This is a genomic window from Caballeronia sp. LZ033 (assembly GCF_031451265.1).
Classification (GTDB): domain Bacteria; phylum Pseudomonadota; class Gammaproteobacteria; order Burkholderiales; family Burkholderiaceae; genus Caballeronia.
Window position 1 is genome coordinate 214311 of sequence record NZ_JARUXQ010000002.1, and the last position, 18839, is coordinate 233149.

An 18839-nucleotide genomic window follows, 5' to 3' on the forward strand; every position below is an offset into this window, starting at 1 on the left:
CAGCGAGTTCACCACATCAAGATATCTAGCCGCTCCACCTGAGGCAATCCTGCGCCCAGGCGCGGACGCCTCTACACACGGCCTAGGCGAGCCGCTTACGCTTCAATCGCACCCCGATGGGCTTCAACGATCTCACCGCTATGTACAGACCGAGTCAAAGATTCTCAGATTGGTCACTTGAATTGCTGTTCTGCCCTCTGAAAAGCGGTTCGAAGATACTGGTAGGAATCATTCCCTGGATAGCAGGCCCGCTATTGCCAACTTGAATCGGCAGCTAACTGAACGATAGTAAAGCCGGATCGGGCTCGAAGCAGCGCGCGAGTTTGCGCGACCGTCTCGCCAGCCTCGGCAAGTGCCGTCCCCTTGCCAATCGAATGACTGGTTCTCTCTCGGACCTGCCAAAGCACAGCGCTCAACGATACAGGCGACGCGGGAATGCAGAACGGCAGATCAGCCCGGTTCAGGAAGCCCTCTCCGACGAGCAAATCGGTTTATTCCGCGTCGACACGCCAACACCGATCGTGATCTTTTTTTAATGCTGTCACGCCAGCGCTCCAACGTCTCTTTGCTATCCGCCATATAGCTTCCATCTTCATCCATACGGCTCTCGGGCAAGGGCGATCAGGACGGCGACCATAAGGTGATCCTTTGCGGAGCGACTTAAAGCATGCTCCAAACGTTGCACGATCTATTCCGCGATGACGGTAATCCTGGTTGCGCCCCGATGGCCGAATTTTCCTGCGCGAGCGGTGTTGAGGGCATTCGTGTCTAGTGTCATTCATGTCTCGACCGGCACGACGTCAGGGCGACGATGTGCGTGGCGCCTTCTGACCCGCCGTGACAGGCGCCGTCTCGGACATTGCAGCAGTAATCACTCGCCCCTCGTACCGGGGGCGCATAATGAGCTACGTGCATGCTCAAGGAGGTTTGATGAATGCGAATGAAAAAGGTGCCGTGCACCGTGGGCTTCGAGGCTTTACGCACTTGATCGAAGAAATGGGCGCGCGTCGCTCGAAGCAAAAGCGCGCGAAGCGGTGCGGACACTCCGATCCGTCGCCGGTGTCAAAGGTTGTCGTGAGCGGAGCAGTAAAATAAGTGCGCTACCGTCGAGTGCCTAGGCGATGACCAGCCTGTGGAGCCTGTGACGTGTCGCACGACTCCGGCATCGAGCGTGTTCTGTGCCAGCGAGCGGTGGCGAGAAGCATTAGGGGCCATCTAAGTGTTCGTGTGGGACACGACCGACGTGGAATTGCGTGTCGCAGCCGCAGTCCTAGCGCTCATTGTCCCAATGGCAGCCCATCTGCTTGGCTTTGTGGAATGCCACCGAAACAAGCGAGACCAAAGCTGCGGTGGGCATTGGCAGGTGCCTCGCATCACGTTTTCAACTGGCGTTGCTGAGAGGCCTGCTGTCCCACGGCTCTCAGCGTGTGGGAGTGCGACGCTGGCGCGGCAACTACTAAACGGTGCATCAATGATAGCGATGACGGTCACTATGTTGGTCCTTGGTGCATGGCTCATCTTTTATCTTGCTGACAAGAACAATAACGACAGCATTCCGCGGAAAACATGGGAACGCGAACCTGGAGATTCGCACGAAGACCGCTAGGAGACGCCTAAGCGGCTCAACGTGTTGAGTGGTCAACCCGTCAATCGTGCGAGGTACAACCATCATGCCGTTCGGCAGGACGATTGCCACGACAGCACGTGCGTCGGCGTTGCGGCTTGGGGCTGCAACGGCTCACGGCCGACTTCCGCATGTCAAGAGCCGATCGATATTCGAGTCGTCATCAGGGCGCAATTAGCCGCCCCAGTTCCACTGAGAATCGTCTAGAAAAGCATTGACAAGGCCATGCCACCACTATATTGTGAAAAATGAAATATTCAAGAAGCTCGATTGCTGATCACCATTATCCGCGTCGTCGGCGCGGTACTCGCTATCCTCTCTTCTTCCTTGAAGTTTTTGTCGCTCCGAACGCGAGCTCTTATTTTTTCAAGGAATTCTAATGGATACCGGTACAGTCAAGTGGTTCAACGATAGCAAGGGCTTTGGTTTCATCACCCCTGATGCGGGTGGGGACGATCTGTTTGCTCACTTCTCGGAAGTTAAAGGCGACGGCTTCAAGACGCTCGCGGAGAATCAAAAAGTAAGCTACGAGACAAAGCGCGGTCCGAAAGGCATGCAAGCCGCGAACATCTCACCGCTGTAACGCAGTTCAAGGGCCGGTCTACCGGCCCTTTTCTGTCGCTACAGTCGACACCCGCGCGTCACAATTTGCGCGATCGCATCGGCGCGCTTTAGTGGAACCTCTTTGTCCGATGCGTCTGACCATATAGTCAGCTCGTCCTGCCAGTCATCTCTCCCCGGAAATCGGGGGTCGACTACCGGTGATAGGATCGCCGGATCATAGCTGTTTGCCGGCAAGGTGACGCGCAGTACTATGGCGGTCTGCCATAAGTCGATATACGCGACCGTTTCAGCGGCTGAACAGAGCCAGCGCCTGCCCACATGTGATCGCTAGCGATCATGGGAGCGTGGCTATGAGCGGATTCGCGGCAGTCTGCGATCTCATTAACGATTGCCCTTTCGGCATTCAAGGATTAAAGCAGAGCGACTCCCGCAAAGCGTGCGATAGCGCTGCGTTTAAAACGTCTGTATTCCTGGCGACTGCGTGATCGGTGTTCCCACCGTTGCAGCGCGCTGAATGATCCCCCAACCTATCGCAGGCACAGGCCCCGGAGGGCAAATGTATCCTCTACTGGAGTTTCTTTCGACACTTCCGCAGTTCCACGCAGATCGTGCTCGAAGCGAAGTGGTGCACATTGGCACCGGGTGCATTTTGTCGAGTAGGGACAGTTACGGGCCCGATGTAGATCCAGTACTTCTCGCGCGGTGGCCGGGGCAACCGCTAGGCGATGCCCGCACCATTGACGGGCTCGATGCTGTGAACTTCTATATGCGTCAAGCGCGTAGCATGGGCGCCGAGGTCGGCCTGCTGAACCGAGCGATCGGTGTACTCGATCGATCGATGGGCGGTGAGACGCTTTTTTCGAAATCGATCTACGTTTCGCCGGCGCGTGCGACCGACGACGGCAGTTGAGGACCGGCGCTATCGATGTCACATGCGTCGCTTGGGCTGACGCCCCGTGGCAGTCACTACACTGGACATCCGTGATAGGCCCATGCAGCGAAGCCCGTACGAAGGCGTGCGAGAAGTGGGCGCGGACAGTCCAGCATATTTCAAGCAACTCGCAGCTATGCTCGTCGAGTACGGACATACCCTGGGGATTGACATGGCGACAGAAGAAAACGTACTTGCTACCTTTGAGCAGTTCAACGCTGAGGGAAGAGACTACGTGACGTTGAATGACGCGTGCAACGGACTCGCGCAGTGGCTGGCGTCGGCCTGGGATCGTCTGGAGGAAGGAGACGCCCAAGTTCTGATGGCCGTCGGTGCCACGTTGTGGCGAGAGGGCTATTCCCAGAGGTAGTTTCTGTAGTTGTTCGGCAGTTGCCGACGTCGGCTGGGTGCACCATTTCACGAAAATGCAGGAGGCTCGGGCTGCGGCATGCCATCTCGACGGGGCGCATGTCCGTAGCATCCTGCGTTTGCGTTCAGACAGGATGAGTTCCGTGAACGAGTGGACCTTCTCGGTCGCAACCGATTAGTGAATCAATGACGTGCCCAACTCGTAAGCAGGCAATCTGCTGAGTAAGTCGTGCGCCTGGCTATGGTTTGATCCGGTGGCAGCTTAACGACCACCACGAGGGCAAGGCCTGGCCCGCGGATGCCCATGGCGAAATCGTGCCCTTCCGCAAGCCTCTGACGGCCCTGTCTCGGCCCTCCTGCAGCTTTTTCAAAGCAGCGCCGCCTTGGAAGGCCGGTAAGTTTGTGCGTCCGTCGTCATGGCAAGGTGGACCGCTCAGCGCTGTTGTCGGAAGGTAGCTGCCGGCGCCGGGAGAAACGACTGCCTCAGTGTTCCGTGAGCGTCATCAAAATGTCGGCGTACCATGCGCTGTTGAGGCCGAGCGTCTCGTCGACTTGGAGGTCGCGACTGCCCATGTCAATGGTGGATGAGTGAACGCCAAGAAGCGTCCATGGCAAGCTCTCACCCATCGCCGACTGTTCTTTCAACGGCTTGCTCATCACCACAGGTGCGCCGCTTGTCCCTCGATGCGTTCGCGCATCCGTAATGAAGCATCCCTTACCCTGAAAGCGAAGACCGAACGCCGATGCAACGACGCCTTGTCTCACGACGGGAAGATGGTGGAGCGAGTCGTGAAAGCCGAGCGGAAACCCCACGATGAGAACCGAGGCGCCTATCGGCATGGCATCGCCAGACTTCGGCAGATGCTCAGGCGTGAACGCGTTGAAGACGGCACTTGATGGCAGCCTAGCTTTGTGAATTTCCAGCACCGCGACATCGATCGAGCCGCCGTCGTCGGAGCCTTGTCGCCACGCTGCGACGCCTTCTGAAAACAGTGGCATCGAAAACCACGTCGACGCACCGAGATTATCTCGATCGACGTGAAGCTCTATGTCCAGGCGATCGGGGAAGTGCTTGCTAGGTTCGTCGTTGACCACATGACGGCTTGTGACGAGAAAGAGGCGCTCGTCACGGGCAAAGGAGAAGCCGCTTGCATTGGTGAGATGCTGTGCGCTGGCGAAGGTCCTCACACGAGCCGCCGTGAGAAGCAATTCATCTGCAGTAGGTCGATGCAGTGCGGGGACGTCTGCCGGTACAGTCGAGCAGGCGCTTGCGAGCGGCAAGGCAAGTCGGCTGATCAGTCGAAGCAGCGCATCTTGCTGCGGCGTTGCGCCGTCGGTGCAAAGAAAGGCCGACAGGGACAAATCTGATGAGCGTCCCCCCGAAGCGGTGCTGGGAACGTGCCGAACGACGGGATGACCGTTGGCTGGGGCAACCAACAACCACCTATCGCCATTCGGGCTAACGTACAGTTCGACAAGGTTAGCGTTCATAGAGAGGCCTGTGCAACGGATGAAGCTCCGAGGGCGAGCTTGTCGAGATAATTGGATGCAGGACCGAGTGGACTGAGAGGCGACGGTAAAGCCCACGCAAAGCCGCCTTGTCAATCCTTTTTGCTGCGCATCGAGGAGGGCATCGACTGCCGCTTGCCCGGCGCTCTCTGCAATGAGATAGGTCCACTGACGAGTAAAAGGACCCTAATGAATCTGGATGCGGTGGCCGGCGCGACCAAGCACGCCAGGATTGGAGCTGCCTTTGATTGGAAACGTCACGTCATACATGTCTTCGGCTGACACCGCCCCGCGGACGTGGCGAAGCCGCGGAATGGAATGATCCGGTACATAGGCGCTCCATTGGGACAGACAGGCGCCGCTTCGACTGACGGACAATGCTTAAGTATAGCCCGTGAATCGCTGTATAACGCGCTTCCTTCTAACATCAGCCAAAGTTGTGCGCTCAAAGTAAGCTATACAAAGGGAAGCGGGCAGGATGGGACGTGCCGGCTGGACAGAATGCCGCTTTGTGTTCCAGCAGTGCTTCGACGAACTTACCGAAGTCCATCATGCAAAGCTGCTTTGCACACCGTCTTCTTTGGCGCCTGAGCGGCTCGAGGGCTCACTCATGCCAGTCAATTTCCGCCTATATCGTGGGCTGGAAATCTATCCGCTCGTCTTTCCACGCCAGCCGGATCATGTCCGGTCACGGTCACAACGATGAGGACGGATTCGATGCCGCCGTGTGCATTAGAGAGCCGGAAGCGGAAGACGGTCAGTCGCGCAGCTGCGTGTTCAGGCTGCCTGCCCAAAGCGGGTATCAGAGCGCGGGCGATGCAGAGCGCGCTTGCACGGCATAAGCACAGGAAGCGATCGACACTTGCCCAAAGAGCCGCGCGTTTTTCGGCGAGCAACCGAACGATCGCGTGCGGGAAGAGAGCAGCGACCCAGCGGGATGCAACGACCCAAGCGCTCCCGCCCTTCAAACAGGTCGATAGAACAGTTGAAGATCGTGCAAACGAGTTTGTTCCAAGAAGCATTCACTCAATCGGTAATTGCGGTCCTGAAGGTTCCGGCATGTAGATAGTTGAGGACGCGTGGTGGCGCATGCATGACGACCTATCCAAAAGGTTGCGGAGACCGTCCGATGCTGACTCATGTTAGTCTCCGAAGACGAAAAGGGAGGCTTTCATGCACCGAACGATCGCATACCGCGGCTTCGAGATTCAGATCGAACTGACTTCGGCTGCTGACGAGAACACCTTTGACGTGACCTTTCAGATAAGAGGCGCCACGAACCTCGAAGTGCTCGGTGCGCGGGGAAGCCGCATCCCGTTGCGCAACGGACCTTTTACTGAGCGTTGGGCCTATCTGGTGGCCGAAATTGCCGGCCAAGCCGCAATCGACGTGTTACTCGGTCCCGTCGATTGACTGCATGTTTGTTTCCCGACCCACTACACTCAGTAATTGTTCACGGACGGCACCTGGCCGGTTTCAGGGGTAAGGTTGGATTGACGATCACCCGCGTACGGAAACGAACATCGTTCGGCCCCGATTTTAAACCGGCAAGAAAGCGCCCTTTCAAGATTCCGCTCAGCTGCTGCCCGGCACGGCCTATATGCATACGAACGGCGGCAGCGTCTCGACCGCGACCGGAATCGGGCGAGACCAGCGCCGACTATCCCCGTCCAAGCGCACAGACGTCTCAAGACACTCATCAAGCCCCAACCGAAGCCAACGGGTAGAGGTATGCTGAATATAAAGACCCGGTGCGCCATGTCGTATCCGGTCTCCTTGAACTCTGTCTGAGGGGCTGGCCAATGAACCGGTATCTGGTACTTGCAGGCATCATGGGAACGATGCTGATGGGAATGACCACAATCTCGAAGGCCGGGGGAAGCACAGCACCCTCTGTCGAACAGTACTCATGGCAGAAGCGTTTGCTCATCATCTTCGCCGGGAATGCCGATTCTGCGGCACTGTCGAAACAGCGCGCGACCATCGAGGGAAGCAAGGGCTTTCCGGAGCGCGATCTCCTGGTGATCGAAGTGATCGGGAATGACGTGCAAGGCGTCGGCGATTCCGCCAGCGCTCTACGTCAACGATACGGAGTCAAGGCCGGCACGTTTCGCGTGCTTCTCGTCGGCAAGGACGGCGGCGTAAAACTGGACTCGCACGAGCCGATCGAATCCCGTGAGTTGTTCAAGACCATCGACGCCATGCCGATGCGCAAGCAGGAGGCAGCAGGCCGCGGGACGTAGCCAACTTCAGCTGGAGCACGCCACCCCACGCGCCGCGCCTCCGGATCCTCTCGTACGCCATGCTGCACAGCCCTTCGGGCATACTTCGCCTGTGGAGCTCGTCGAAGCACGAGCATTGTTACTCGCACGTTTCGAGGGAACGCGTTTTGTCAGTCGACAACCCTTCTTCATTGGTCAAGCGTCGCGCGCGCAGAGGCAGCGGACGCGTGACGCTGGCCGATGTCGCCCGGGCAGCCGGTGTGGCGCCGATGACGGCCTCGCGAGCATTGAATTCGCCGGAAATCGTCAATCCGGAAATGGTCGAGCGAGTACGCCTCGCCGTGATCGAAACGGGCTATGTGCCGAATCTGCTTGCCGGGGCACTTGCATCGGCGCGCAGTCTGCTGGTGGCCGTCATCGTGCCGAGCATCGCATCGACGATCTATCTCGAGTTCGTGCAGGCCCTGCGGAGCGCGCTGGCGAAGAAAGGTTATCAGGTCATTCTCGGCGAGAGCGACTACGGGCATCAACTCGAGCCCGCACTCCTGGATACGCTGATCGCACGCCGTCCCGACGCGATCGTCACGGTGGGCGCCGTGCGCTCGAAGGAAGGGCGCAAGCGGCTGCTCGTATCGGGCATTCCGGTCATCGAAACCTGGGACATGCCCCCGGAGCCGCTCGACATGCTCGTCGGTTTCTCGCAGACCGCCGTGGGTCGCGAGGCCGCCGAATTCCTGATCGGCGAAGGGCGGCGCCATATCGCCATCATCAGCGCGAACGACGACCGCGCAGCCATGCGCGCACAAGGTTTCATCGCCGCCATACGCGAGCACGACAAGAAGGCACGCGTCGAATCCGTCCTGATTCCCGCGCCGAGCACGTTAGGCGAAGGGCGCCGCGCGCTCGCCGACTTGCTGTCGCGGCCTGCGCCCCTCGACGCCGTATTCTGCACCTCCGACATGGTCGCGCTCGGTGTGCTCACGGAAGCGAAAGCGCGCGGCATCGACGTGCCGGAACAGCTCGCCGTAATGGGTTACGGGGACATGAACTTCGCGCCGGACACCGATCCCCCGCTCACCACGATCCGCGCAGACGGCAAGATCATCGGGCAGGAAGCGGCGCGGCTCATCGTCGAGCGCGCATCGAAAGACGTGACCGAACGCGTCGTCGATGTCGGCTTTTCTGTCGTGCGACGCGCTTCCGCGTAAACCCCAAGTTCGAAAAGTAACGCAAAAAGCTGCTTGTCATCCGGATGAGATAGCGCTATCTTGCACGTCAGATAGCGCTATCTCGCGCCGAACACCGGAGACTTGTCATGAGCAAAATCAATCGCGTCGAGATTTTCGACTTCGAATACGAGGTCGAGAACCTCGCCGCCGCGTCCGAGCATACGCACAACCACGTCGCCTACAAGAAGGGCGGCAGGATGAAGCTGAAGAAGTACGCCGTCGTGATTGAAGCGGACGACGGCGCGCGTGGCGAATACGTGGCGATGTGGGGCGGCACGCGCCCGGCGCTCGCCCAATCGATCATGCTTGCCCCGGACCTGCTCGGCCGCGATCCCGCCATGCGCGAAGAGCTCTACGACGAGTTCAAGCGCAAGCTGCATCACTTCGATCACATGGGCCACGGTCCGGTCGACATCGCGTTGTGGGACCTGGTCGGCAAGCAACTGAATACGTCGATCGCGAACCTGCTCGGCGGATATCGTTCCCGTCTGAAGGCCTATGCGAGCACTTTCCACGGCGATCGCAACGGGGGTCTCGACAGCCCCGAAGCATATGGCGAGTTCGCCGTGCGCTGCCGCGAGATGGGCTATCGCGGCTACAAGATTCACGGCTGGTTCGACGGCAACCCGAAGGAAGAGGCCGCCGCGATTCTCGCGACGCGCAAGGCCGTGGGCAACGAAATGGACCTGATGTACGACGGCGCCTGCGATCTGAAGACCTTCGCCGATGCGCTCTACGTCGGCCGCGCCTGTGACGAAGCCAACTACTTCTGGTTTGAAGATCCGTATCGCGATGCCGGCCTGTCCGCGTTCTCGCACAAGAAGCTGCGTGAAATGCTCAAGACGCCGCTGCTCATCACCGAGCATGTGCGCGGCCTCGAACCCAAGGCGGACTTCCTGATGGCGGGCGGTACGGACTTCCTGCGTGTCGATCCGGAATACGACATGGGCATCACCGGCGCGATCAAGACAGCGCGTCTCGCGGAAGCCTTCGGTCTCGATGTCGAAGTGCATGCGGTCGGCCCGGCGCATCGTCACGTGATGGGCGCGATCCGCAACTCGAACTACTACGAAGTCGCGCTCGTCGGTCCGGACTGTGCGAACAACATCCCGCAGGTCTATGCGTGCGACTACAACGACCAGATCGACTGCATCGACCGCGACGGCACGGTGCCGGTACCGACCGGCCCGGGGCTGGGCGTCACCTACGACTGGGACTACATCAAGCGTCACACGAAGCAGCATCACGTCTTCGAGTTGAACAAGCGCTAAGCACGGCGCCTGGCAAAAAGAGCTGCATCGAGCAGCCACATGCAGGGGCGGCCCGCCCGGGCCGCTTACCCGACGGGCGGTATGAAGGCCGTCCGACACTCAGGAGACATTCGATGTCAACGCAGGCTGTTCTCAGCGCAGTCCGTGCGCGGCACCGCTACGTGCGGTACTACGTGCTCGCGCTCATTCTGCTCGTCACCGCAGTCAATCTCGGCGATCGCGCGAACCTCTCGATTGCCGGCGCACCGATGGCCAAGGAACTCGGCCTGAGCAGCGTCACGATGGGTTATGTGTTCTCGGCGTTCGCTTGGGCTTATGTCATCGGGCAATTGCCGGGCGGCTGGCTGCTCGATCGTTTCAACTCGATCAAGGTCTATGGTGCGGCACTCTTTCTCTGGTCGTTCTTCACGTTTCTCCAGGGCTATGTCGGCTTTCTGCCAGTGACGCTTGCCATCGGCGCGTTGTTCGCATGCCGCTTTCTCGTCGGTCTCGTAGAGGCGCCGATTTATCCGGCCAACAACTACATCGTCGCGGCGTGGTTTCCGCTGCGCGAACGCGGACTCGCGACCTCGATCTTCAGTTCGGCGCAATACGTCGCGGTCGTTCTGTTCGTCCCGGTGATGGGCATGCTCAGTCACGCGTTGAGCTGGCACTGGGTGTTCTGGTTCATGGGCAGCTTCGGCATGTTGCTCGCGGGGGTCTGGTTCGCGGTCATGCGGGCGCCGGACAAGAGTTCCAAAGTGACGCAGGAAGAGCTCGACTATCTGCGCGAGAACGGCGCGATGATCGATATCGAAGCGAACAAGAAGAAGCGTGTCCCGCCGCCCGCCGGTTCGATCAAGGTGCTGCTCAGGAGCCGCATGATGGCGGGCGTGTATCTCGGCCAGTATTGCATCACGTCGCTTCAGTATTTCTTCATCACGTGGTTCCCGATCTACCTGGTCAGGGGCCGGGGCATGGATTTGCTGCACGTCGGTTTCGTCGCGACCTTGCCCGCGATCTGCGGTTTCGTCGGCAGCGTGCTCGGCGGATGGATTTCCGATCGCGTGTTGAAGAGCGGCGGCAGCGTGACCGCCGCGCGCAAGATTCCGTTTGTCTCCGGCATGTTGCTCGCGAGTCTGCTCGTGCTGTGCAACTTTACGGATTCGACCGCCGTGATCGTCGCGCTGATGTCGCTTGCCTTGTTCGGCAAAGGTCTTGCACAGATCGGACTTGCCGTCGTCGTCGATACCGCGCCGCCTGAAATCGTCGGCATCGCGGGCGGACTGTTCGGCGTAGCGGGGAATATCGCGGGCATCGTGACGCCGATCGCCATCGGCTACATCCTCGCGATCACCGGCTCGTTCACGGGCGCGATGTATTTCGTCAGCACGCATGCGCTGGTCGGTGCATTGAGCTACCTCTTCATCGTCGGCAAGCTGAAACGGCTCAAGTTGCCGGAGGCGGTCGTGGCATGAAGCATCGAATCATTCTGTCGCGGCCGATGCAGCCCGCCGTCGAGGAACGTGCGAAGGCGCGGTTCGATGCCATCGTTCCGCACGAACCGCTGTCGGTCGATGATCTGGTGAGCCAGGCGCATGCCCACGAAGCGCAAGGCTTGCTGTTCTCGGGCGCGCTGCGTCTGGATCGCACGCTGATCGAGCGCCTGCCGCAGAGCCTGCGCGTGGCGGCGACGACCAGCGTCGGTTTCGATCACATCGACCTCCAGGCGGCCGAAGCCCGGGACATCGTCGTGACGAATGCGCCGGTCGTGACCGAATGCACTGCCGACGCTACTTTGCTGCATATTCTCGCCGCCAGCCGGCGGGCCCGCGAACACCTGCAGGTGATGCAGGACGGCTGGGGCCGCGCGCTCGGGTTGAGCGAGCTGCTCGGGCATCGGGTGACGGGCAGCACGCTCGGCATCGTCGGGATGGGGCGCATCGGGCAGGCGGTTGCGCAGCGTGCCCGTGCGTTCGGCATGAGCATCCTGTATCACAGCCGCCGTCGCGTTGCGCAGGACATCGAGCAGGGCGCGCGCTACTTCGACTCGCTCGACGAGCTGTTGCCGCATGCACGGATTCTGTCGCTGCATCTTCCTGCGAATCCGGGCGCGGCGCCGCTCATCGGCAGACGTCAACTCGCGATGCTGCCGCGTGGCGCGATTGTCGTGAACACCGCGCGTGGTTCGCTGATCGACGAAGACGCGCTCATCGACAGCCTGCGCAGCGGCCACATTGCCGCTGCGGGACTTGACGTGTTCGCCAGCGAGCCGCACTTCGACAGGCGCTTTCTCGAACTGCCGCAAGTCTTCATGACGCCGCACAGCGGGTCGGCCACCGTGCAGACGCGCAACGATCTCGGTCTGCGTGGACTGGACAACATTGCGCTGGTGCTGGGCGGAAATCACTGCCCCGACACGTTGAACTTTCACTGAACGCCATGCCAACTTATTCCCATATCGACCTGACACGGTACGCATCGCAGGCCTTGCAGCGCTGCGGCATGTTGGCTGACCATGCGGATCAGGTCGCGGCAAGACTGGTCGATGCCGAGTTGCTCGGACATCGCAGCCACGGTCTCTGGCTGCTCGCGACCTATCTCGAACGCCTGCAGGCAGGTCAGATCGCAACCCGGGGCGAAGTGCGCGTGCTGTCCGATACCGACAGCGCATTCTCGTGGCACGCGAACCGCCTGCCGGGCGCGTGGGTGATGCATCGTGCGATCGACGAGGTCATCGCGCGCGCGACGTCGCGTGCCGTGGTGGTAGCAACGATTGCAGAGTGTTCGCATATCGGCTGCCTGCAAAGCTATCTGTTGCCGCTCGTCGAACGCAATCTCTTCGTGACCTTGTCCGCGACCAATGCGGGCGTGGCTTCGGTTGCGCCGTTCGGTGGCATGGACGCAGTGCTGACGACGAATCCGATCGCCTACGGCATCCCGACGCGGCGCGATCCGATTCTCATCGATCAATGCACATCGCTCGGCAGCAATACGTTCTTCACGGCCTTCGCGCAGCGTGGCGAAACCTTGCCCGGCGACTGGCTGCTCGATGCGCAAGGCAAGCCGACGAACGATCCCCACGTCCTGACGGCCAAGCCGCCCGGCACGGTGCTGCCGCTGGGCGGCGTGGAGTTCGGCTACAAGGGCTTCGGGCTCGGTCTTGCCGTCGAGGCACTGACGCTCGCGCTGCCGGGATCGGGCCGCCGCACGAAGCCTGACAAGTTTGGTCAAGGTGTGTTCCTCCAGGTACTGAATCCTCGTCTGCTCGGCGGGCTGGATGCGTTTCTGGACGAAACCACCTGGCTCGCCGATGCGTGTCACGCCAGCCGCGTGCGCGAAGGTGCGCCGCCGGTGCGCCTGCCCGGCGAGCGCGCGCTCGCACTGCGCCGCGAACAGATACGCGATGGTGTCGCGCTCACTGACGACGTCATCGTCCGCATGAAAACCTGGTCCGACACACTCGATCTGCCGATGCCTGCATCGGCGTGATCCAACGCAATTCAACTCTGGAGTTCCCCATGTTGCGCGATTCAAAAGGAGTTTTCATCGTCACGCAGACGCCCTTCGACGAGAGCGGTGCGGTCGATCTTGAAAGCATCGACACGCTCGTCGATTTCTACATCCGGCACGGTGCGCAGGGCTTCACCGTGCTCGGCGTGAGTGGCGAAGCGGGCAAGCTGAACGCGGACGAGGCCTTGCAGGTCGCGTCGCGCTTCATCAAGCGCGCGGGTTCGCGGCCGTGCGTGGTCGGCGTAAGCAACGCGAGCCTGGCGCAGCTCACCGACCTGTCCGCGCGCGTCATGGACCTCGGCGCGGCAGGCGTGATGATCGCCCCGCCCGCCGGCATCCAGACCGACGAGGAATTGCACGGCTATTTCGCCGATGTGTTCCGGCGGAACGTCGGGGTGCCGACGGTACTGCAGGACTTTCCCTTCGCGTCGAAGGTGGCGATGTCCGTGCCGGCGATGCTCGCGCTCATCGATACGCACAAGGAAATTGAACTGGTGAAGGAAGAGGATCTCCCTTGCCTGAACAAGATTTCTCGCCTGCGCGCCGGCGGCGGCCGTCGCGTTGCGATCCTGACGGGCAACAACGCGATGTATCTGCCGCTCGAACTCGGCCGCGGAGCCGATGGCCCGATGGCCGGCTTCTCGTATCCCGAGATGCTGTCCGAAGTCTACGCGCTGCACGCCGCGGGCAAATTCGATGAAGCCGACGACGTCTTCGACATCTATCTGCCGTTGTTGCGCTACGAGGCGATGGGCTTCTGGGGAGTGTGCGCACGCAAGGAAATGATGCGTCGTCGCGGCGCGATCCGTTCCGCCACGATGCGTACACCGGGTCCGAAGCTCTCTGCAGCCGACATCCAGGAACTGGACCGCCTGTCGAGCCGGCTGGAGAAGAGACTCGCCGAACGCCGCGCTTAAAGAGAAGACAGAGGAGACATGCAAATGAAAAGCGAAAGCGTCGCCGCGGGCGTAGCGATGACGCAGCGCACCTCCGTGCGTTACGCGGTGCTCGCGATGCTGGTCATCGCCAGCGCGGTCAATCTGGGTGACCGGGCGAATCTGTCGATCACCGGCTCAGCGATGTCGGCGGATCTTGGGATCGGACCGGTCGCGCTCGGCTATGTGTTCTCGGCGTTCGCATGGGCCTATGTGCTTGCGCAACTGCCTGCGGGCTGGCTGCTCGACCGTTTTGATTCGATCAAGGTCTACGGCATCAGTCTCGTACTGTGGTCCCTGTGTACGGTGGCGCAGGGCTTTCTCGGCACGCTTTCGACGGCGGCCGCCATCGCCGGATTGTTCGTACTGCGCTTTCTGCTGGGTCTGGTCGAGTCACCGGTGTCGCCCGCGAACAGCCACATCGTCGCGGCGTGGTTTCCGGTCCGCGAGCGCGGCCTCGCGACGTCGATCTATAACTCGGCGCAGTACATCGCGGTCGTCGTCTTCGTGCCCTTGATGGGCTTTCTCGTGCACAAGGCCGGCTGGCCGAGTGTGTTCTGGATCATGGGTGCACTGGGTCTCGTGCTGGCGATGGTCTGGTTCAAGGTGATGCATCAGCCGCAGGCGCATCCACGCGCGAATGCCGCCGAGCTCGACTATCTGCGCAAAGGCGGTGCGAACCTCGGTACGAACGGGAAGAAGGCGCTCGAGACAGGCAGTGTCGATCTCGGCGCGGTGCGCTTCTTTCTGAAGAGCCGGCTCATGCTCGGCGTGTATCTCAGCCAGTATTGCCTGACGTCGCTGCAGTATTTCTTCATCACGTGGTTCCCGATTTATCTGGTCAAGGGACGCGGGATGAACATCGTGGAAGTCGGCTTCCTGGCGACGCTGCCGGCGATGGCAGGATTCATCGGCGGTATCGCGGGCGGCTATCTGTCGGACTCGCTGTTGCGTCGCGGCCTTGACGTCAGTTTGGCGCGCAAGACGCCGTTCGTGATTGGCATGCTGCTCGCGTCGAGCCTCGTGCTGTGCAATTTCGTCGCATCGCCTTATACCGTGGTTGCGCTAATGTCGCTCGCGATTTTCGGCAAGGGTCTCGCGGCCGTGAACTGGGCCGTGGTCTCGGACACCGCGCCGCCGCATCTCGTCGGACTGGCGGGCGGCCTGTTCAATCTGTTCGGCAGCATCTCGGGCATCGTCACGCCGATCGTCATCGGCTATGCGTTGCAGCTGACGGGCTCGTTCACCGGCGCGATGTACTTCGTCGCGGCCCATGGGTTGATCGGCGCGATCACCTATCTCTTCATCACCGGAAAGATCCGTCGCCTCGAAGTGGCGCGCTGAGCGCGCGGCTTCCCGCCATCACTATTCTTATCAGTACAGTCAGGAGACTTGCATGAAAAAGACGCTTGCGCTCGGCGCGGCTTGCATGACGCTGTCCACGATGTCCCACGCCCAAAGCAGCGTGACGCTTTATGGCGTCATCGACGAAGGGCTGACGTTCAATACCAACATGAATGGCAACCGCTCCTACGCGATGCAAAGCGGCGTGCTGTCCGGCAGCCGCTGGGGTTTGAAGGGTGTCGAGGACCTCGGCGGCGGGCTGAAGGCAATCTTCACCCTGGAGAACGGTTTCGATCCGAGCACCGGCAAGCTGGGGCAGGGCGGTCTGGAGTTTGGCCGCCAGGCGTTCGTCGGCGTGTCGAGCCCGTTTGGAACGATTACGCTGGGGCGTCAATACGATTTGAGCGTCGACTTCGTCGGACCGCTCGAAGTGGGCGCGCAATGGGCGGGCAATATCGGCGCGCATCCGGCTGATCTGGACAACCTCAACAACGCGTACCGTACGAACAACGCCGTCAAGTTCAAGAGCATTTCGTACGGCGGCTTTTCGTTCGGCGCCATGTACAGTCTCGGCGGCGTCGCAGGCGATACTACGCGCAACCAGATCTGGTCCCTTGGGGCAGGCTACGCAAGCGGGCCGCTGACGCTTGGCGTCGGCTATATCAATGCACGCAATCCGAACGTGAGCTTCTTTGGCAACTCGACCTCGGGCACGCCTTCAGCGACAACAGCAAATTCGGTCTATCCGGTGTTCAGCGGTTATCTGTCGGCGCATACCTATCAGGTCATCAGCGCCGGCGCGGCGTATAACATCGGCGCGGTAACGCTGGGTGCGACGTATTCGAACATCGCGTTCAAGGGACTCGGCAACACGTCGAGCGGGCCGAATCCTTCGGGCTATAGCGGCAACGCGACATTCAACAGCGCGGAATTGAGCGCCAAGTATCAACTGACGCCCGCGTTGCTGATCGGCGCGGCGTACAGCTACACGGATGGCGGCAGCGTGACGTCGGCAAGCGGCCGCAACGAAGGCGCGACGTATCATCAAGGCGATATCGGCTTCGATTACTTCCTGTCGAAGCGGACCGACATATCGCTGCTCGGCATTTATCAGAAAGCGTCAGGTACAGACTCGCGCAATCGTGCGGCGGTGGCGTCGATCAACAATCAGAGTTCGCCGTCCAGCAATGATCATCAAGCTTTGGTGCGTATCGGTCTTCGCCATAAGTTCTGATCGATGGATGAATGCGGGCGCGCCATCTCCGCGAAGCGGAAAACGTGGAGATTGGCGTGCGGGACTAGCTCGTGGTGCGATTCGGCAGTGTGCCGCTATTTGCCGGATGACCGAATGCAGAACCTGCGCATCGCATGTTCGCAGACGACATACTCCGCGTTGCCGGGCAGATTCCGTTTTCGACACGACGGGCGAAAGACAGGATCACCTCTTCGCACGGCGCAACCCGATAACGCGCATCGACCCGGCTTTCTCGCTTTATTCAGCTTCCAGACTTGCTCTGCATAGTCTCCGGTCGTCGCGCCGCGCCAGGACAGGATGACGGATCGCGAGTCCGTCCATTCGATCAACCCGATTGTCACGTTGTCGAGGAGAGGGTGGGGGCGACTCGTGCCGATCGCCTGCCTGCGATTGTCCGGCGCGTTGCCTTAACCCGACGTTGTGAGCGCTCCTCGAACAGGCCGTGACAGTTCGGAGATCACGGCGCTCCAGACGCTAGAAATGGGCAACGTCAATCAAACTTCCGCCCGTCTGATTTGCGAAGCGCACTCTTCGGGATCGAACATCGATGTGCCGCTGAGCGCTGCCGAGGCCGGCGCTTCGTCTTGCAGCACGTCCCAGTGCTTTGCAAGCTTGCCATCTTCGACACGGGAGTGATCAACGACCACCAGCGGTGTGGGTGCCCAACCGCGAATGCCATCATGAATGGCACGAAGTCGCCCTCGGCGACCGTTATGCCGGGCTCGTAGCACACGTCCGGCGACAGCTTGGCGACAAGTGCGCGAAGTTCGTCGCGTCCCTGGCGAATGTACGGGTTGTGCTGAACATGGCCGAGTGCATAGAAGCGCTCTACTGCGGCGGGATCGTGACGCTGGAACAATGCTTTCATGGCGTCGAGCACGAGCGCCTTGTTGTGCGCCGGGCGATCGTCCGCGATTCTTTCTGTCGGCCGGGTCACAATCATGGTGCCGGTCATGCGCCAGAGCTCGCCGGTTGCCAGCGTGACGAACGACAGGAACACGCCGCGATCGTAGTCCTGGACGTTGATCACCGTCGCGCCTTCGCCGAGTGCCTGGATCGCAGGCAATGCCACGCAGATTTCTGTCCACAGGCCCGCAACGATCAGTTGCTTGCGGCCAGTCTTCAAGGCCGACAACGCCAGCGCGCTCGTTGCAGCCGCAGTGGCCGGGTTGGGCATTGCCTTTATCCCCGACGGCGTGACCAACGAACATGTCGCTTCCGGTGCGCTCGTGCCTGTGATGTGCCGGTTTCCGCCGCCTGCCGCGGGGATCTATGTCGTTCGCCCGGCGGGTCAACATCCCACGGCGAAAATTCGCGTCTCACGGACATTCGCACGAAAGCAAAGGCCGGCGAGCGCGCCCGTTCGCCGGCGTCCCGGTTCATGCCGGTAGCAGGCCACGCGTCTACCCCATCCCCTTTGAGACGCATCATCCCCCCGCCACTTGCCGAGCCTTCCCGCTGTCATGAGCAGTTCGGAAGCCTGCAATTCTTCCTCACCTCGCGCGTCGGCTCGCTGCAGCCTTGCCCGTTCCAGGCACGCGCCTGACTGTCCCATCCCCGTTTTTTGACACAGTTGACAGACCCGAAACCCGGCAATATCCTTGTTATACGTTCAACAAATATTGAATCGGGATGATGGCGGGCTGCCGGAGAAGGCGGCAGCGCGTCATGCCGCCTGACGGGAGCGGAAAAGGATGAGCAACGAATCCGGCGCATTGATGCAGATGCTCGAAGCCTTCGCGGCTGCGTGGAACGCCCACGACGCCGACGCATTGATGAGCTTCATGACCGACGACTGCGTATTCGACACCTCGGCGGGGCCGCATCCGTTCGGGCAACGTCATGAAGGACGCGAGGCGGTCCGCCGCAGCTACGCAGCCATCTGGGAAACCTTTCCCGATGCGCGCTGGAACGACGCACGGCATTTCGTCGACGGCGACCGCGGTGTTTCTTACTGGACCTTCACCGGCACGAAGCGGGACGGAAGCCGCGTCGAGGCACGCGGATGCGATCTGTTCCAGTTCAGGGACGGACGAATCCAGGTGAAGGATTCGTATCGCAAGAACGTCGTCCAGGGATGAGGCGGGTCATCGA

At 60.7% G+C, this 18839-nt stretch carries 17 protein-coding genes and 1 pseudogene; 15 read left to right on the forward strand and 3 right to left on the reverse strand.

Features of this window, described 5'->3' with window-relative positions:
• Nucleotides 1–2003: 2003 nt before the first annotated feature.
• From QCE62_RS16580 to QCE62_RS16590, 3 genes are all read left to right on the forward strand, one after another.
• Nucleotides 2004–2207, forward strand: coding sequence for a cold-shock protein (locus QCE62_RS16580; RefSeq protein ID WP_040048723.1), 204 nt, complete (start codon nucleotides 2004–2006; stop codon nucleotides 2205–2207).
• A gap of 537 nt (nucleotides 2208–2744) precedes the next feature.
• Complete coding sequence (locus QCE62_RS16585) at nucleotides 2745–3098, forward strand: hypothetical protein (protein ID WP_309920486.1); 354 nt, start codon at nucleotides 2745–2747, stop codon at nucleotides 3096–3098.
• An 82-nt stretch (nucleotides 3099–3180) separates the two neighbouring features.
• Nucleotides 3181–3489, forward strand: a complete 309-nt coding sequence (locus QCE62_RS16590) for a hypothetical protein (RefSeq protein WP_309920488.1) — start codon at nucleotides 3181–3183, stop codon at nucleotides 3487–3489.
• 482 nt (nucleotides 3490–3971) lie between these two features.
• On the opposite strand, the gene QCE62_RS16595 is transcribed toward QCE62_RS16590, so the two are convergent.
• The gene (locus QCE62_RS16595; RefSeq protein ID WP_409017863.1) at nucleotides 3972–4850 is read right to left on the reverse strand and encodes a serine protease; all 879 of its coding nucleotides are present in this window, start codon (nucleotides 4848–4850) and stop codon (nucleotides 3972–3974) included.
• 1320 nt (nucleotides 4851–6170) lie between these two features.
• Here QCE62_RS16595 and QCE62_RS16600 point away from each other — a divergent pair.
• The 10 genes from QCE62_RS16600 to QCE62_RS16645 all read left to right on the forward strand — a co-directional run bounded on the left by QCE62_RS16600 (nucleotide 6171) and on the right by QCE62_RS16645 (nucleotide 16724).
• Nucleotides 6171–6410, forward strand: a complete 240-nt coding sequence (locus QCE62_RS16600; protein ID WP_309920492.1) for a hypothetical protein — start codon at nucleotides 6171–6173, stop codon at nucleotides 6408–6410.
• A gap of 389 nt (nucleotides 6411–6799) precedes the next feature.
• A complete protein-coding gene (locus QCE62_RS16605; RefSeq protein ID WP_309920495.1) occupies nucleotides 6800–7240 on the forward strand; it encodes a DUF4174 domain-containing protein in 441 nt (146 codons plus the stop codon).
• Between the two features lie 146 nt (nucleotides 7241–7386).
• Nucleotides 7387–8427 (forward strand): LacI family DNA-binding transcriptional regulator, encoded by a 1041-nt coding sequence (locus tag QCE62_RS16610; protein ID WP_309920497.1) that lies wholly within the window; start codon nucleotides 7387–7389, stop codon nucleotides 8425–8427.
• Between the two features lie 107 nt (nucleotides 8428–8534).
• Nucleotides 8535–9719: an enolase C-terminal domain-like protein gene (locus tag QCE62_RS16615; protein WP_309920499.1), complete on the forward strand. Its 1185-nt coding sequence runs from the start codon at nucleotides 8535–8537 to the stop codon at nucleotides 9717–9719.
• A 113-nt stretch (nucleotides 9720–9832) separates the two neighbouring features.
• Nucleotides 9833–11176 (forward strand): MFS transporter, encoded by a 1344-nt coding sequence (locus tag QCE62_RS16620; protein WP_309920502.1) that lies wholly within the window; start codon nucleotides 9833–9835, stop codon nucleotides 11174–11176.
• Nucleotides 11173–12135, forward strand: a complete 963-nt coding sequence (locus QCE62_RS16625; RefSeq protein ID WP_309920505.1) for a D-glycerate dehydrogenase — start codon at nucleotides 11173–11175, stop codon at nucleotides 12133–12135. The genes QCE62_RS16620 and QCE62_RS16625 overlap by 4 nt, the downstream gene beginning before the upstream one ends.
• A gap of 5 nt (nucleotides 12136–12140) precedes the next feature.
• Entirely contained in the window at nucleotides 12141–13190 is a 1050-nt protein-coding gene (locus QCE62_RS16630) for an Ldh family oxidoreductase (RefSeq protein WP_309920507.1), read from the forward strand.
• 29 nt (nucleotides 13191–13219) lie between these two features.
• The gene (locus QCE62_RS16635) at nucleotides 13220–14128 is read left to right on the forward strand and encodes a dihydrodipicolinate synthase family protein (RefSeq protein ID WP_309920511.1); all 909 of its coding nucleotides are present in this window, start codon (nucleotides 13220–13222) and stop codon (nucleotides 14126–14128) included.
• Nucleotides 14129–14146: 18 nt separating this feature from the next.
• Nucleotides 14147–15490: an MFS transporter gene (locus QCE62_RS16640; protein ID WP_309920514.1), complete on the forward strand. Its 1344-nt coding sequence runs from the start codon at nucleotides 14147–14149 to the stop codon at nucleotides 15488–15490.
• Between the two features lie 52 nt (nucleotides 15491–15542).
• Nucleotides 15543–16724, forward strand: coding sequence for a porin (locus QCE62_RS16645; protein ID WP_309920518.1), 1182 nt, complete (start codon nucleotides 15543–15545; stop codon nucleotides 16722–16724).
• A gap of 95 nt (nucleotides 16725–16819) precedes the next feature.
• Here QCE62_RS16645 and QCE62_RS35290 read toward each other — a convergent pair whose 3' ends face one another.
• Both QCE62_RS35290 and QCE62_RS16650 read right to left on the reverse strand, forming a co-directional pair.
• Entirely contained in the window at nucleotides 16820–17086 is a 267-nt protein-coding gene (locus QCE62_RS35290) for a DUF3331 domain-containing protein (protein WP_404987416.1), read from the reverse strand.
• Between the two features lie 685 nt (nucleotides 17087–17771).
• A pseudogene (locus QCE62_RS16650) lies at nucleotides 17772–17865 on the reverse strand (hydrolase); the annotation flags it as partial.
• Here QCE62_RS16650 and QCE62_RS16655 point away from each other — a divergent pair.
• Nucleotides 17855–18136 carry a LysR substrate-binding domain-containing protein gene (locus QCE62_RS16655; RefSeq protein ID WP_409017864.1) on the forward strand — a complete coding sequence of 94 codons (282 nt, stop codon included), beginning with the start codon at nucleotides 17855–17857 and terminating at the stop codon, nucleotides 18134–18136. The pseudogene QCE62_RS16650 and the gene QCE62_RS16655 overlap by 11 nt on opposite strands.
• A gap of 303 nt (nucleotides 18137–18439) precedes the next feature.
• Nucleotides 18440–18826: a nuclear transport factor 2 family protein gene (locus QCE62_RS16660; protein ID WP_309920521.1), complete on the forward strand. Its 387-nt coding sequence runs from the start codon at nucleotides 18440–18442 to the stop codon at nucleotides 18824–18826.
• Nucleotides 18827–18839: the final 13 nt, after the last annotated feature.

Excerpts from the sequence above, each read along its gene's own strand:
- QCE62_RS16580 (WP_040048723.1), top strand. The coding sequence starts at position 2,004 with ATGGATACCGGTACAGTCAAGTGGTTCAACGATAGCAAGGGCTTTGGT.
- QCE62_RS16585 (WP_309920486.1), top strand. The coding sequence starts at position 2,745 with ATGTATCCTCTACTGGAGTTTCTTTCGACACTTCCGCAGTTCCACGCA.
- QCE62_RS16590 (WP_309920488.1), top strand. The coding sequence starts at position 3,181 with ATGCAGCGAAGCCCGTACGAAGGCGTGCGAGAAGTGGGCGCGGACAGT.
- QCE62_RS16600 (WP_309920492.1), top strand. The coding sequence starts at position 6,171 with ATGCACCGAACGATCGCATACCGCGGCTTCGAGATTCAGATCGAACTG.
- QCE62_RS16605 (WP_309920495.1), top strand. The coding sequence starts at position 6,800 with ATGAACCGGTATCTGGTACTTGCAGGCATCATGGGAACGATGCTGATG.
- QCE62_RS16615 (WP_309920499.1), top strand. The coding sequence starts at position 8,535 with ATGAGCAAAATCAATCGCGTCGAGATTTTCGACTTCGAATACGAGGTC.
- QCE62_RS16620 (WP_309920502.1), top strand. The coding sequence starts at position 9,833 with ATGTCAACGCAGGCTGTTCTCAGCGCAGTCCGTGCGCGGCACCGCTAC.
- QCE62_RS16625 (WP_309920505.1), top strand. The coding sequence starts at position 11,173 with ATGAAGCATCGAATCATTCTGTCGCGGCCGATGCAGCCCGCCGTCGAG.
- QCE62_RS16630 (WP_309920507.1), top strand. The coding sequence starts at position 12,141 with ATGCCAACTTATTCCCATATCGACCTGACACGGTACGCATCGCAGGCC.
- QCE62_RS16635 (WP_309920511.1), top strand. The coding sequence starts at position 13,220 with ATGTTGCGCGATTCAAAAGGAGTTTTCATCGTCACGCAGACGCCCTTC.
- QCE62_RS16640 (WP_309920514.1), top strand. The coding sequence starts at position 14,147 with ATGCAAATGAAAAGCGAAAGCGTCGCCGCGGGCGTAGCGATGACGCAG.
- QCE62_RS16645 (WP_309920518.1), top strand. The coding sequence starts at position 15,543 with ATGAAAAAGACGCTTGCGCTCGGCGCGGCTTGCATGACGCTGTCCACG.
- QCE62_RS16660 (WP_309920521.1), top strand. The coding sequence starts at position 18,440 with ATGAGCAACGAATCCGGCGCATTGATGCAGATGCTCGAAGCCTTCGCG.